The sequence below is a fragment of the Prevotella marseillensis genome (assembly GCF_900625065.1).
GTDB lineage: Bacteria > Bacteroidota > Bacteroidia > Bacteroidales > Bacteroidaceae > Prevotella > Prevotella rara.
Genome location: NZ_UYXY01000001.1, coordinates 3,084,770 through 3,099,012, shown reverse-complemented (window position 1 = coordinate 3,099,012; position 14,243 = coordinate 3,084,770). Strand labels below are relative to the sequence as shown.

General features: G+C 53.8%; 9 protein-coding genes. 7 read left to right on the top strand and 2 right to left on the bottom strand.

Annotated elements, in window-relative coordinates; all coding sequences use genetic code 11:
- Positions 1-6: 6 nt before the first annotated feature.
- A complete protein-coding gene (locus EJL04_RS12400) occupies positions 7-927 on the bottom strand; it encodes a fimbrillin family protein (RefSeq protein WP_021855869.1) in 921 nt (306 codons plus the stop codon).
- A gap of 571 nt (positions 928-1,498) precedes the next feature.
- On the opposite strand from EJL04_RS12400, the gene EJL04_RS12395 reads away from it, so the two are divergent.
- The 7 genes from EJL04_RS12395 to EJL04_RS12370 all read left to right on the top strand — a co-directional run bounded on the left by EJL04_RS12395 (position 1,499) and on the right by EJL04_RS12370 (position 12,634).
- Positions 1,499-3,067, top strand: coding sequence for an ATP-binding protein (locus EJL04_RS12395; RefSeq protein ID WP_125105129.1), 1,569 nt, complete (start codon positions 1,499-1,501; stop codon positions 3,065-3,067).
- 328 nt (positions 3,068-3,395) lie between these two features.
- Positions 3,396-4,805, top strand: coding sequence for an amidophosphoribosyltransferase (locus EJL04_RS12390; protein ID WP_021855866.1), 1,410 nt, complete (start codon positions 3,396-3,398; stop codon positions 4,803-4,805).
- A 376-nt stretch (positions 4,806-5,181) separates the two neighbouring features.
- Positions 5,182-6,276: a leucine-rich repeat domain-containing protein gene (locus EJL04_RS12385; RefSeq protein WP_125105128.1), complete on the top strand. Its 1,095-nt coding sequence runs from the start codon at positions 5,182-5,184 to the stop codon at positions 6,274-6,276.
- A gap of 580 nt (positions 6,277-6,856) precedes the next feature.
- Positions 6,857-7,015 carry a hypothetical protein gene (locus EJL04_RS16405; protein WP_021855864.1) on the top strand — a complete coding sequence of 53 codons (159 nt, stop codon included), beginning with the start codon at positions 6,857-6,859 and terminating at the stop codon, positions 7,013-7,015.
- A 328-nt stretch (positions 7,016-7,343) separates the two neighbouring features.
- Positions 7,344-9,950 (top strand): hybrid sensor histidine kinase/response regulator, encoded by a 2,607-nt coding sequence (locus EJL04_RS12380; protein ID WP_125105127.1) that lies wholly within the window; start codon positions 7,344-7,346, stop codon positions 9,948-9,950.
- A 151-nt stretch (positions 9,951-10,101) separates the two neighbouring features.
- Positions 10,102-11,877: an ATP-binding protein gene (locus EJL04_RS12375; protein WP_125105126.1), complete on the top strand. Its 1,776-nt coding sequence runs from the start codon at positions 10,102-10,104 to the stop codon at positions 11,875-11,877.
- A gap of 73 nt (positions 11,878-11,950) precedes the next feature.
- Positions 11,951-12,634 carry a response regulator gene (locus EJL04_RS12370; protein WP_164511763.1) on the top strand — a complete coding sequence of 228 codons (684 nt, stop codon included), beginning with the start codon at positions 11,951-11,953 and terminating at the stop codon, positions 12,632-12,634.
- A 396-nt stretch (positions 12,635-13,030) separates the two neighbouring features.
- Here the strand turns inward: EJL04_RS12370 and EJL04_RS12365 are convergent, their stop codons facing one another.
- On the bottom strand, positions 13,031-14,209 hold the full coding sequence (locus EJL04_RS12365; RefSeq protein WP_420899303.1) for an IS4 family transposase: 1,179 nt from the start codon (positions 14,207-14,209) through the stop codon (positions 13,031-13,033).
- Positions 14,210-14,243: the final 34 nt, after the last annotated feature.

Genomic DNA, 14,243 nt, shown 5'->3' with positions numbered 1-14,243 from the left:
GAAACATTATTCTGCCGTTCCGCCATTATCTGTGCCGTCGTCTTCCCAATCATCTATGTCGACGTTTATTCCGTTGCTTGTCTTGCTCAGCGTCACGGTGAATTTGTGGCGCTTGCCGCTCTCAAATGTGAATGCCTTCTGCAGGTTGTAGTCGCGGCCGTCAACGGTTACAGTCACCAGGTTGCCCTGTGCCACTGTCTGCGGCACTATTATGGCCTTGTAGCTTCCGTTTTCTTTCAGCGGTGTTATGCTTGTGGCTGTTCCCGTGGGCGTAACGGCTTTTGTTGCAAGGTCTACCGTGGCCTGTGTCTTTATGCCGTTTATCTTCACGCTTACTGATGCTGCGGCCAGGCTCTCGTCGGTAAATCCGTTGCCTGCCGCCAGATTTATCAGCATCTGGCTCATCACGTGCGATGCAGTTATGCCAACGGCAGCCTCTGTGGGTGCCACGTCTTTTGTAATTCCCACAAGCAGGTCGGATGCCTTATAGTCGCTTGTGTTGCTCTGGTTGGCCATCGTGCTGAACGGCATTGCGTTTACCGATGTCAGCGACGGTGTGTAGGGGTAGTAGAGATAGAAGTCGGCGTGTGTGGTCTCGTCTTTCCAGTATATCTGTTCGTCAGGAGTCCATGTTCCGCTGTATGTAAACCTCATGTTGTCAACATGGTTGCCGACCGGCTGCAGCGTTCCCGGTGTTCCGTCAGCATTATGGTTCACTACGAACAGACCTATCCTGTCGCCGGCCTCAAATCCGTAATCTGTGGCTCTCGTGCCGTCTACGCTCTCCATCGTAGTGCTTATCTTTATAGGCACGGCGTGGGGCGACGGCGGGTCGATTTCGCCTTCATCTCCGTTGTTTTCACTTGATGAACATGCGCAGAATGCAAGTGCGGCAGTCATCCATATAAGTATATTTTTCTTAATCATACCCAACAGTCTTTATAAGGTTTATCGTTTGTGAGTGCAAAGATACGCCAAAAGCAAACGCAAAACAAGTTCACAATGGTTCACAAACTTAAAAAAGTGAATATTTAATATGTATGAGCGTCAAAAACGGATGTTTTATGGACATTTTACCATAAAATAAGACAGAAATTCATGTTTTTTATGTGCACGCATAAACAGCAGCTGATACCGATGCGTTTTCTGTCTTCAGCGAAAATTGTGTATATCCGCATAACAATAGATAATATTAGGAGGCGGCTCGGAAAGACAAACTCAAAAAAAGTGGTTTTTGTTTTGCAATGCACTCGCCTTTCACTATATTTAATAATATAGGAGACGGCTCGGAAAGACAAGCTCAAAAAAAGTGGTTTTTGTTTTACATTGCACTCGCCTTTCACTATATTTACATAATATAGGAGGCGGCTCGGCAAGGCAAACTCAAAAAAAGTGTTTTTTTGTTTTGCATTGCACTCGCCTTTCACTATATTTGCATAATGAACGGGCGGACTTCCGCCGTATAAGTCAACCATACATAGAAAGGAAAAACGCAAAAATGAAATACCCAATAGGAATACAGAGCTTCGACCGGATTATAGAAGACGGCTACGTTTATGTAGACAAGACGGATATGATTTACGATCTCACGCATGAGGGCGGAATCTACTTCCTGAGCCGTCCGCGCCGCTTCGGAAAGAGTCTGCTTGTGTCTACGCTGAAGAACTACTATCTTGGCCGCAAGGATCTTTTCAAGGGTCTTGCCATCGACGGCATGGAGAAGGAGTGGAACGTTTATCCTGTGTTCCATGTTGACTTCAACGGCGGAAACTTCACAAATGCGGGCGAACTTGAGCAGAAACTCAACTTCTGTCTGTCGGAATGGGAACATCTTTATGACATGCCTGTACGTCAGAACGAGCTGGGCTACGGCGACCGCTTTGTTGAGATTTTGCGTACTGCCCACGCCAAGACAGGCCGCCGCGCGGTGGTATTGATAGACGAGTATGACAAACCGATACTAGACGTGCTCGACATGAGCCGCGAGCTTGAAGACCGCCACCGTAACGTTCTCAAGGCCTTCTACTCCGTGTTTAAGGGAGCCGACGCCCATCTGCAGTTTGTCCTGCTAACAGGCGTAACCAAGTTCTCGCAGGTCAGCGTGTTCAGCGGCTTCAACCAGCCAAAGGACATCAGCATGGATGCGCGCTACGAAACGCTCTGCGGCATAACGCAGGATGAGCTTGAGCATTATTTCAGCAGTCCTATATCCGACCTTGCCGTTGAATACCAATGCACTCCGGATGAGATGCGCCAGCGGCTCAGACGCCAGTATGACGGATATCACTTCAGCAAGCGTATGACGGGCGTCTACAATCCATTCAGTCTGCTCAACGCTCTTGACAGTCTTAGCGTTGACGACTACTGGTTTCGCTCGGGCACTCCTACCTATCTAATCCGCCTGCTTGCACACTTCAACGAGAACATGAACGAGCTTACGGGCAAATATTACGCCATGGAGGAGTTCATCGACTATAAAGCCGACGTGGAGCGCCCGCTGCCTATGATATACCAAAGCGGCTACCTCACGATAAAGGACTACAACATGCGCCATAACACATTCCTTCTCGACTTCCCCAACGACGAAGTAAAGAAGGGCTTTCTCACGATGATTGCCTCTTCGTATCTTCAGCCGCGCGAGCGTCTCAACGGCTGGATATTCGACGTGATTGACGCCATGGAGGCAGGCGAGGCTGACAGTCTGCGCACGCTGTTCACCTCCTTCCTGTCGAGCATCCCCTACACCATGCGCCGCAAGGACAACGAGGCGGAGCGCGAGCGCTACTTCCAGTACACGTTCTATCTCATCATGCGTCTTATCAGCGTCTACACCGTTTACACGGAGAAAGTGCAGAGCCAGGGGCGTGTTGACTGCGTGGTGGAGACTCCGCAGTATGTCTATATCTTTGAGTTCAAGCTCGACGGCACGGCAGACGAGGCTCTCAGTCAGATAGAAGACAAGGGCTATGCCCGCGAATACGAATCAGACAGCCGCCGTGTGTTCAAGATTGGTGCCAGCTTCTCGTCGGAGACGGGGACTATATCCGACTGGAAAGTGCAGGATTGAGCTTTCGCCTTACAGCAGATATGGCCGTAGGTTACGATGACATAACAATAAATTTTTGTTTTACATAGTTCACATTCCGGTTCGGACTTCGTGTCCGGGCCGGATATTTTTTGTCCCTGACCAGCCATTTTACACCCGGCTGTGTTGCCGTTTTATATCGGGCTTATGGCCGTCTGATTTACATTAAGCGAGAATCCCGGCTGAATAATAAAGCCCTGTCAGGGTTAAAAAAACTGCATGCCGGCTGTTTATGATTAGCCAATATTTTTGTAACTTTGCAGCCACCGAAAACCATTCGGATTCTTGAACACTAACAAAAACATATCTTATGGGAGGATTCTTCGGAACAATCTCGAAGTCGAATTGTGTTACAGACCTGTTCTACGGTACTGACTATAATTCGCATTTGGGAACAAAGCGTGGCGGACTTGCCACTTATAATGCGGAGGAGAAACAGTTTATGCGCTCAATCCACAACCTTGAGAGCACATACTTCCGCACTAAGTTTGAAGACGAGCTCGGCAAGTTTTCAGGTAACTCAGGCATAGGCATCATCAGCGACACTGACGCCCAGCCTATCATCATCAACTCACACTTAGGACGCTTTGCCATCGTAACCGTGGGCAAGGTAAACAACATCAGCGAACTTGAGCAGGATCTGCTGGCCAGGAACATGCATCTGGCGGAGCTGAGTTCGGGCAAGACCAACCAGACCGAGCTCATAGCGCTGCTGATAATCATGGGCAAGAACTTTGTTGAGGGCATCGAGAATGTGTTCAACAAGATAAAAGGCTCGTGCTCGCTGCTGCTACTCACCGAGGACGGAATCATAGCGGCGCGCGACAAGTGGGGCCGTACGCCTATCGTGATAGGCCGCAAGGAAGGCGCGTTTGCAGCCACGAGCGAATCGAGCAGCTTTCCTAACCTCGACTATGAAATCGACCGCTACCTTGGTCCGGGCGAGATTGTGCGCCTCAGGGCCGACGGCGTAGAGCAGATGCGCAAGGCCGAGAAGCAGATGCAGATATGCTCGTTCCTGTGGGTTTACTACGGATTCCCCACATCATGCTACGAAGGCCGCAACGTTGAGGAGGTGCGCTTCGAGATGGGAAAGAAGATGGGACAGCAGGACAAGTCGGAGGTAGACTGCGCCTGCGGAATACCCGACTCGGGCGTGGGCATGGCTCTCGGATATGCCGAAGGCAAGGGTGTGCCCTACCACCGCGCCATATCTAAATATACGCCTACATGGCCGCGAAGCTTCACTCCAAGCCGTCAGGAGCTGCGCAACCTCGTGGCAAAGATGAAGCTGATACCCAACCGCGCCATGCTCAAGGACAAGCGTCTGCTGTTCTGCGACGACTCTATCGTGCGCGGCACGCAGCTGCGCGACAACGTTAAGGTGCTGTTCGACTACGGCGTGCGCGAGGCTCACGTGCGCATAGCCTGTCCGCCGCTCATCTACGGCTGCCCGTTCATCGGCTTCACGTCGTCGAAGAGCGACCTCGAACTGATAACGCGCCGCATAATAAAGGAGCTTGAGGGCGACGAGAACAAGAATCTTGAGAAATATGCCACCACAGGCTCGCCCGAATATGAGCGCATGGTGGAGATAATACGCGAGCGCCTGGGCCTCACTTCGCTCAAGTTTAACACGCTCGAAAACCTCGTCGACGCCATCGGTCTGCCCAAGTGCAAGCTCTGCACTCACTGCTTCGACGGCACCGGCTGCTTCTGACGTATTATATATAAGGCGGAGTCTGTAATTTCGGATTATAAAGGATGCATATATTCCCGTCATCCGTTCGGGCCGCTTTTCTGACATTACCGGTGTCTTTTTGTCAAGTCCTGTCGGGCGTACAGTCAGCTATACTCTACCGTCGGATTACAAAGATACACTTGCTAAAATGCAAAAAGCGCATCGGCCGAATTGACAGAATCCTGCCGCAAGCAATATTGAAGGTGAAGACCGGGCACTGATGCTTTGGCCGTTCACCTTCTTTTTTATGCCGCAGCAGCCGCAGTAACCTTTCAGCCAGCCTGCATAACGGCATACGGCGTGCATACAAACAAGTCGATACGACATTATTAAAAACATTTCAACAGTTCATACCATGATCATCAGACAGACATTAGTAGTGCTGACAGCCCTTCTGTCGGCATCGGCATGCGCCCTGGCGCAGACATTCAGCGTAGGAAACCTTACTTACTCCGTAACCGACAAGACTGCCGGCGAGGTTGACGTCAGCTCGTGCGAGAGCTACGAGAGCGAGATAGACGTGCCTGCCACGGTAAGCCACGGCGGCATCAGCTATAAGGTAACAGGCATAGGCATAACGGCATTCAGCGTCAAGAGCAGCCTCAGGCGCATAGGCCTGCCCGAGGGCATACGGCATATCGGAGAAGAGGCCTTTGCCTATTGCAGCCAGCTTACGTCGATGTCGCTGCCTGCCAGCGTGGAGAGCATAGGCAGCAAGGCGTTCAGCGGATGCCTTATGCTATCGCGCGTGAGCATGGGCAACGGCGTCAGGAGCATAGGCAGCGGCGCGTTCATGGACTGCAGGTCGCTTCTGTCGGCTGCCGTTCCGGCCGGTGTGCGCATCATAGAGGCAGCCACGTTCGGCGGATGCAGCTCGCTCAGGGAGGTTAGCCTGCCCGAAGGTCTTGCCATAATAGACGACCTTGCCTTCAGAGAGTGCGGCTCACTCAGCTCAATATCCCTGCCCGGCTCACTGACTTACATAGGCGACGAGGCCTTTGCCTCATGCGGCAGCCTTACCCGGATATCGCTTCCTGCCCGGCTCATGAGCATTGGCGACAAGGCGTTCAGCGGCTGCGTATCGCTCAGTTCGATAGTGTTGCCCGACAGTCTGATAAGCATTGGCGACGGAGCCTTTGAGAAGTGCCGCAGCATAAGCAGCATAACCATGCCCTCAGGCACCACCAGCATAGGCAGCGAGGCGTTCAAATACTGTATGAATCTTGGCAACGTGGTCATAGGCGAAGGCGTTACGTCCATAGGCGACAGGGCGTTCAGGGTGTGCACGTCGCTGCGCCAGATAACGGTAGGGGCAACGGAGCCGCCCGCAGTGGGTGCCGACGCTTTCTTCGGCGTGTCGCGCCGTACAGCGGTGCTTGTGCCCTCAGCCTCGCTCGATGCCTACCGCCAGGCGGCCGTGTGGCGCGAGTTCAACATCCGGCCCATGTAGCCGCGTGGCTGCCCTGCCATGCTTCTTGGCGCAGGGCGGCAGTTCATGCGTGCCGTGGCGCAGGCATCCGCAATACCCTAGTTGCAAGTATCTGACTGACAGGCGTTTGCGCGTGCGATGCAAAAGACCGCAAATCAGCCTGCAAAAGGTATGCTTTTAGGCTGCAAAAGGCCACATATCGCAGGGCAAAAGGCATGCTTTTAGAAAATAGCCTCAGGCGGCAAGCCTATGACTTAATATAATAAGGCGGCCGGAGGCGTCAGCATGCCTGCACGGCTAAACCTTACACCGGCCTGATGACCGGTATAGATTTTACAGCAGATCACGCCCCGAAAAATCTTCACCGGCGTGCCAAAGCGGAGCGTGTGTAGAGGTGTAGAACGGCGTTTCCACACTTTTTTGTGGAAAAATTCCACACCTCTTCCACACTTTTCCACACATTCCACAATTCCCAAAAATATCATAACCGCCTGATAATCACCGATATAGCTGCTTCTGGCATAGTTTGGCACGGCTGTTGCAATATGAATAAGCGAGAACGTTGAAAATAAAATTATTAACAATAAAAAAAGAAAGCATTATGAAAAAGTTAGTTTTCGCTGCAGTAGCAGCTCTCGCATTGGTTTCAGTTAGCAACGTATTTGCAGGTCAGAACGAAAATAAAGTACAGAACACAGTAGTATCAGACACAACAGTAACAACTCCCGCTCCTGCAGACACAGTAGCTACAGCTGAATAAAAAGTTCGGTTAAGACAAGAATAATAGGTTAATTCATTTTTTCGGAGATAAGGCGTTTTATCTCAAAAGCGAGCCCCGGAAGCTGTAACAGCCAGCTGACGGGGTTTGCCTTGTTTATATGCATCATGCCCGAAGGTGATACTAAAAAAGGCATAAAACTTACAAAAAGTGAACATTTTGCGGTTATTTTTGCCAAAATAATGCATCGTTGACATATTTTTACTTTATCTTTGCAAAAATGGGACATTGCTCCCGGCACGCCCGGTTGGCATGCAATACGACGCGCAGGCAGCGCTGAAGTCTGCGCTTGGACTAATACTTGAAACGGATGAAGACAGGCGTACAGTTTAAGATAGCGGCGGGATACACGCTTGCAATATTGGTGCTCGCCCTGGCGGTGTGGCTGGTCTACGGCAACACCAGGGCCTTCATGCAGATAGACAAGGCCGAGCGCGAGTTTATGGAGCGGCGCGACGTGGTTGACAGTCTTATCTACTGCTTTCTCGAAACCGACAACTGCGAGAGGTCATTGTGCCTCGGCAACACCGACGAGCTCGACAATTTCGACGCATCGCTCCGCAAGACCATGGCTTTGGCCGACTCGCTGAAGGCCATGGTCAGCGACAGTTCGCAATGCCTGAAGATCGACTCGCTGCGCAGCATGCTCCTGCTGAAGCGCGAAAACACGCTGATGATTGTAGACGAGATGGCCAGAAACAACCCTGACAAGTTTTTCCGCGAGAAAGTTATCAAGCTGCAGGAGGGGCAAGATTCGGTTGTGATACATCCTAAATCCGTGGAAGTGCAGGAGAACAAGGAGGTGGTCTACGACATCGTGAAGAGCAAGAAGGGCTTCTTTGCACGCCTTGCCGACGCCTTCCGCAAGCAGCATGCCGACACCATACAGGTGAGCAACCGCAGCCGCAAGGCCGTAACCGACTCTGCACGCCACAGCATCAACATAGCCGACACCGTGGCCGGAGTGCTCAAGGAGATTAAGCGCGAGGAACTGAAGGCGCGCAGGGCACGCCAGGAGCAGCTCGACGAGAAGCGGCAGACGCAGCAGCTGGTGGGCGTGCAGCTGGCCCGGCGCATAGAGCAGCTGCTCGAAGACATACGCGACGAGGAGCACCGCGCACTGCAGGCAGCTATAGACACCGACCTGTCGGGGCGCCGCAGCGTCATGCTCAAGATAATATCGCTTGCCCTGGTGGCCGTCATGTCGGCCGTGGTGCTGCTGCTCTACGTCAGGCGCGACATGCGCAGGGCACGCATCTACAACGAGAACCTCGAGCGGGCAAAGGCCGAGACGGAGCGCATAATGGCGCAGCGCGAGCGTCTGCTGCTCACCATCACCCACGACATAAAGGCTCCGGCAGCCTCGATATCGGGCTTCATAGAGCTGCTCGGCGAATATGTAAGAGACGGAAAGGCGGCATCCTACCTGAGCAACATCAAGAATTCTGCCACACATCTGCTCCATCTGGTCAGCGCACTGCTCGACTATCACCGCCTTGAGAGCGGCAAGGTGGAGACGCGCAGCGTCAGTTTCAGTCCGCGACAGCTCGTCGACAGCTGTGCCGAAGGCATACGTCCGCAGGCCGGGGCCAAGGGTCTTGCCGTCGAGAGCGACACCTCCGGATGCGGCTCACGCCTGTGTCTGGGCGACGCCTTCCGCATAAAGCAGATACTCGACAACATTATAAGCAACGCCCTTAAATACACCGACCAGGGCAGCATAGCCATATCGGCGCACATGCAGGGCAGCCGTCTGCAGGTGGATGTGGCCGACACGGGACGCGGAATGACGCCCGAGGAGGCGCGCCGCATATTCAACGCCTTCACGCGTCTGCCCGGAGCGCAGGGCACCGAGGGCGTGGGCCTGGGCCTGTCGATAGCCCGCGAGTTGGCCACTCTGCTCGGAGGGCGCATCACGCTCGAGTCGGTCAAGGGCAAGGGCACAACGTTCCATGTGTCGCTGCCGCTTGAGTTCAATGGCAACGGCATAGCCGACGACGGGTCAGCGGCTGCCGAAAGCAGGCCGGCAGGCGCCGGCAGAAAGCCCGGACACAGGCCTGAGGGCATGACGGCCGACAGAATCAGCATACTGATTGTTGACGACGACCGCCTGCAGCTGCAGCTTCTGCGCGAGATGCTCACGGGCATTTCGGGCGGCAGATGGCACATAACGGCATGCAGCCATGCCGACGAGGCACTGAGGCAGCTTGCCGACCTGCGCCCGCACGTGTTCTTCATAGACATAGAGATGCCAGAGATGAGCGGCACGGAGATGGCTGCCCGCATAGCCGGACGATACGACACGCTGCTCATAGCCATGACGGCGCACGAGCCGAGCATAGAGCCAAGACTGCTGGAGGCTGGCTTCGACGCGTGCCTTTTCAAGCCGTTCAACACCTACCGCCTGTGTGCCACGCTCCAGGCTGCCACAGGCATTGAACTTGATGTCGGCAAAACGGTTGCCGAAAAGGCTGATGCTGACGGCGGCGGGGGCACCGATGAAGACGGCAACGGCGATGAATGCCGCACAGACAAGGCACCTGATGCCACGGGAGACGACGACGGCAGCAGGACCGGAGGGCACGACTTCGGGGCCGTAACCGAGTTTGCCGCAGGCGACAACGAGGCGTGCCGCGAGATTCTTTCGAGCTTCATGACCGAGATAGACGGCCATATGGCCACGCTCGACAAGGCCAAGGCAGGGCCCGACCGCGCCGCCATAAGCCGCGTGGCACACAAGGCGCTGCCCATGCTGACCATGATAGGGGCGCGCTCTGTCGACGAGTTGAAGGCCCTGTCGCCCGAACACATAGGCAGCGTGGCCGACGCCGACATGGCGGAAATGTGCGAAAGGATAGCCGGCGAGATGCGCCAGATAAGGCGTGAGCTCGACGAAGAGATAAAGACTCTTGGCTAACCGCCGGCCGAGGCGTGTGCAACGGCTGTTATTGCGCACGCCCACAGAACATACTACGGCACGCAGGCTCCGCGCCTGATGTGCGTGCCATCCTCTTTATTGCTGCTATTAAGACAAGCCTTATATTAATGAACCCTAACCTGTTATTACCATGAAAGGATTACGACTGATTTTATTTTTGGCCGCAATGATGGCTGTTGTGCCTCTGGCGGCTGCCGACAAGCTCAGTGAACTGAGGCAGAAGGCCGACGCGCTGCATGCCGGCGGAAAGAACGACTCGGCACTTATAGTGGCGCGCGAGGCTCTCGACGTGGCACAGAAAAGCCGCAACACCACGGCAATAGTGGGCATTAACTCGTCGATGGGCGTGTATCTGCGCACCATGGGCAAGACCGACGAGGCGCTCAGACACTATAACGAGGCCATGAAGCTCTGCACCACTGCCGAATTTAAGGCTAAAGCCGACGAGGACGCACGCCAGGAAGCGGCTGCCCTCTACCTCAACCTCGCCACGCTGCACATAGACATGCAGCACAAGAAGGAGGCCATGTATTACGCCGGACTGTCGGTAGACTGGACGCAGAAGTGTGCCGACAAGGCCTTCAAGGCGCAGATGCTGTCGCAGAACGGACTGATGTTTCTCATGGCGGGCGACAACAACAAGGCTGCCGACATGCTGACACGGAGCTACGGCTACGCCATGGAGCTGGGACAGACCGACGCTGCCATGAGCGCGGCGGCATATATGGTGGCCACGGCCGACAGACTGGGCGACAGGCGGGGGGCAGACATGTGGCGCGGACGGTGCCGCACGCTGGAGCCCAAGGTGGAATCGACGATGACGCTCGTGGCATATTATCAGATATTGTGCAGCATTGAACTAAATCACGAAAACTGGCGCGGGGCGCTGCCGCTGTTCAAGAAGATTCTGACAATCAAGGGCATAGAGCAGATGCCCTTCGTGGTGTACGACTGCTACAACAACATGCACGAGGCCTACGCACGCCTCGGACAGTGGGAGCAGGCCTACGGAGCCATGACCAAGGCCGTGGCCCTGAAGGACAGCTTGTTTGAGAGCCAGAAGGCCGAGAGCATGCGCGAGCTTACCGTGAAATATCAGGCCAAGGAGAAGGAACTCGAGCTGGCGCAGAAGAAGGCCGAGCTGGCCGAGACGCGCATGTATGTCAGCACGGGACTGCTCGTTGTGGCGGTGCTGGCTGCCCTGACCGTGGTCTACATCATGAGGCAGAGGCGCAGGGCGCGCATGCAGGCCGAGGAGTTTCGCAGGCTGCAGGCCGACACCGACCGCAGGCTCATGCAGAAGTATGTGGACGGACTGGAGAACGAGCGCGAAAGACTGGCGCGCGAACTTCACGACGGCGTGTGCAACAGCCTGTACACCGTGCAGCTGAAGATTGCCGCGGGCAACGGCGACGCCGCAGGACAGGCCGCCATGCTCGACGACTGCCGCGAGCAGGTGAGGCGCATATCGCACGAGATGATGCCGCCGGAGTTCAGCTATGCCGACATAAGCATGGTGCTCGACGACTATCTGTGTCAGGCGGCAGGCGCAGGGCAGTGTGAGATAACGTATGAGGCCGTGCCCGAAGATGCCGACTGGAGCCGGGTGGCCGACGCTACGGCGCTCGAGATATACCGCATAGCGCAGGAGGCCGTGGCCAACGCCATGAAGCACTCGGGCGCAACGCGCATAGACGTGGCCATGAGGCTTGAAGGCAACAGCCTCAGTCTGACCGTGAGCGACAACGGACAGCCACAGCAGCACGCATCGGCAGGCATCGGACGGCGCACCATGAGGCAGCGAGCGGCGGCCATCAACGGACAGATAACCACGGAGAGCGAGGGCGGAAGCACCACCGTCAGACTAACCATAAGCAGTCTGCCCGAAAAGAAGACAAGGCCGTAAGACATAAAATTTCTTAAAAAAACCACGGATTTCCGTTATTGCAAATATGAATGTATGGTATAATTTTGCCCCGATGAACGAGGCACAAAAATATTTGCTGCAGGACCTGTCGGTTGCAATAGTTGACGACCACGCGCTGATTCTTGAGGGATTCAAGAGTCTGATGCAGGGCTGCAACGCCAAAAACGTCGAGACGTTTGGCTGTGCGGCCGACCTGATTGACGCCATGGGCCGCCACAGCTTCGACATATACATAATAGACATAGGCCTGCCCGACATCGACGGCTTTGAGCTCATCGACAAGATACGCTCGCGCCACGCCGGGGCAAGGATAATAGTCAACACCATACATGAGGAGATATGGCTGCTAAGGCGCATGCTCGACAAGGACGTCAACGCCATACTGTTCAAGTCGACCGACTTCATGCAGATGGTCAGCGCCATAGCGGCCGTGATGTGCGGCGAGCAGTATTTCTGCCCGGGAGTGAAGCGCAAGATATCGAGATACACGCAGCGCATAGAGCATCCGTCGGAGAGAGAGACCGACATACTGAGGGCGATAGCCGGAGGATACACCTCGAAGGAGATAGCCAACATGCTCTTCATATCTGAAAACACGGTTGAAGCCCACCGCAAGCGGCTCTTCGTGAAACTGGGCGCGCGCAACATTGCCGACCTGATAGTGAAGGCCATCGACCGCGGATACATCAACGCCTCGGAGATAGTGAAGGGCAACAAGAACGACAAGAACATCTGACACCGGCACCGCTGTTGGCAGCCGACGTAATGTTTTGATATCCAGTATGTTATGAAACACGGCTTTTTGCACTGCAAAAGGCCGTGTTTTGCGTTGTAAAAGGCCACCTTTCAGCCCCTGAAAGGGCACATATTGGGCGGCACGACCGTGCCCGGTAATATATCTTTACATTTCAGCGGCATCTTCCAGCGGCATGTACTGGGCTGCCTGCGGCTGCCCCTATACGCAGACACGGGCACGCGGCATTGCGCCTTCATGGTTATCTCATTTCTCGCCCTACGCCATCAGGCGGCTTAGGCCTATGTCAAGATTTTTGCCCGTGGCGCAAAAATGAGGGGGCGGCGGCTTTGCGTTTTAATGCAGTTGCATTAACTTTGCATGCGTTTTTCAGGATCACTACTGTCCAAAGAAATTTTCCCATAGAGTCAACTGACCATCATCGGAGTTTTTCATCGGACGTTTTGGTTTAACGAATAGTTCGCCTAAGGGTTTCCTCTCGAAGAGAACTTTCCCTATAGCGGACGATAAAATATAAAGATCTTGATCGACATTATACACTTTCTTTGCAATGGCAAGCAGCAGATAGTCGCAGATGGCAATCCAAATCTGCGAGAAAACCGCATTCTGGCTCGTACCATAGAACGACTTGATATGCAGCCGCTGCTTTATCCATTTGAAGAAACATTCCACCTGCCAGCGTTCCCTATAGAGCTCTGCGATAGTCAGGTAGGAGTGGGTGAAGTCGTTGGTCAGGAATCTATAGACATTGCCTGTAGCATAATCTTCATAAACGACCATACGGAGAGTTTCAGGATACCACTTGGAGGTTCTAGGACCGGTAAGTCTGATTACAGAGTCACTAATAACACCAGTGTGCTTGTCAACGAGGCGTTCCTCCACCATTTCATACTTCATGTTGTCCTTGGCTCTTGTTACGAAGAACGCCTGCTGACGATGGAAGTGGTTGAACAACTGCCTGAAGTCAACATAGCCCTTATCCATGAGATAGTAACTGCCCGGCTCTACAGGAATCAGGCTCATAGCCTTGGAGTCGTGGACAGCAGCCTCTGTCAGATAGATGAAGGTTGGTATGGAACCACGCAAATCCAACAGCGTATGCATCTTCACTCCACCTTTGTCATGATGCAGGCGTGCCCACGGACAGAGCTGAAGGCACAACTTAATTGTACTGCTATCAAAGGCATATACGATGCCGTCCACGTCAAGTCGGGAAGGCTCATTCTGATACAGTTCCCTTGCCCAGGCAATCAGAATCTGCCCAAAGTCATAGTATATACGCCAGTCCTTTGTCTCATTAATATGGGCCAAGGTAGAACGCTGGATATACTTTATCCCACTCGAATAGAGTTTGGAAGACAGTGCAACCAGTGTTGCATCAATGCTGCGGAGGCTAATCTGGTCGGTGAACTGGGCAAAGCTCATCACCAAGAACTGGTCTCTGCATTTGAACCCGATGGCATGTCTGTTGCCATTGTATCTCTTTACGCATTTGTCGAACTCATATCTTGGTATGAGCGACATAATCTGAGCGAATACGGTCTTTCCCTGATTCATGATTTCCGCCTCTTGCAATACGATTTGCAAAAGT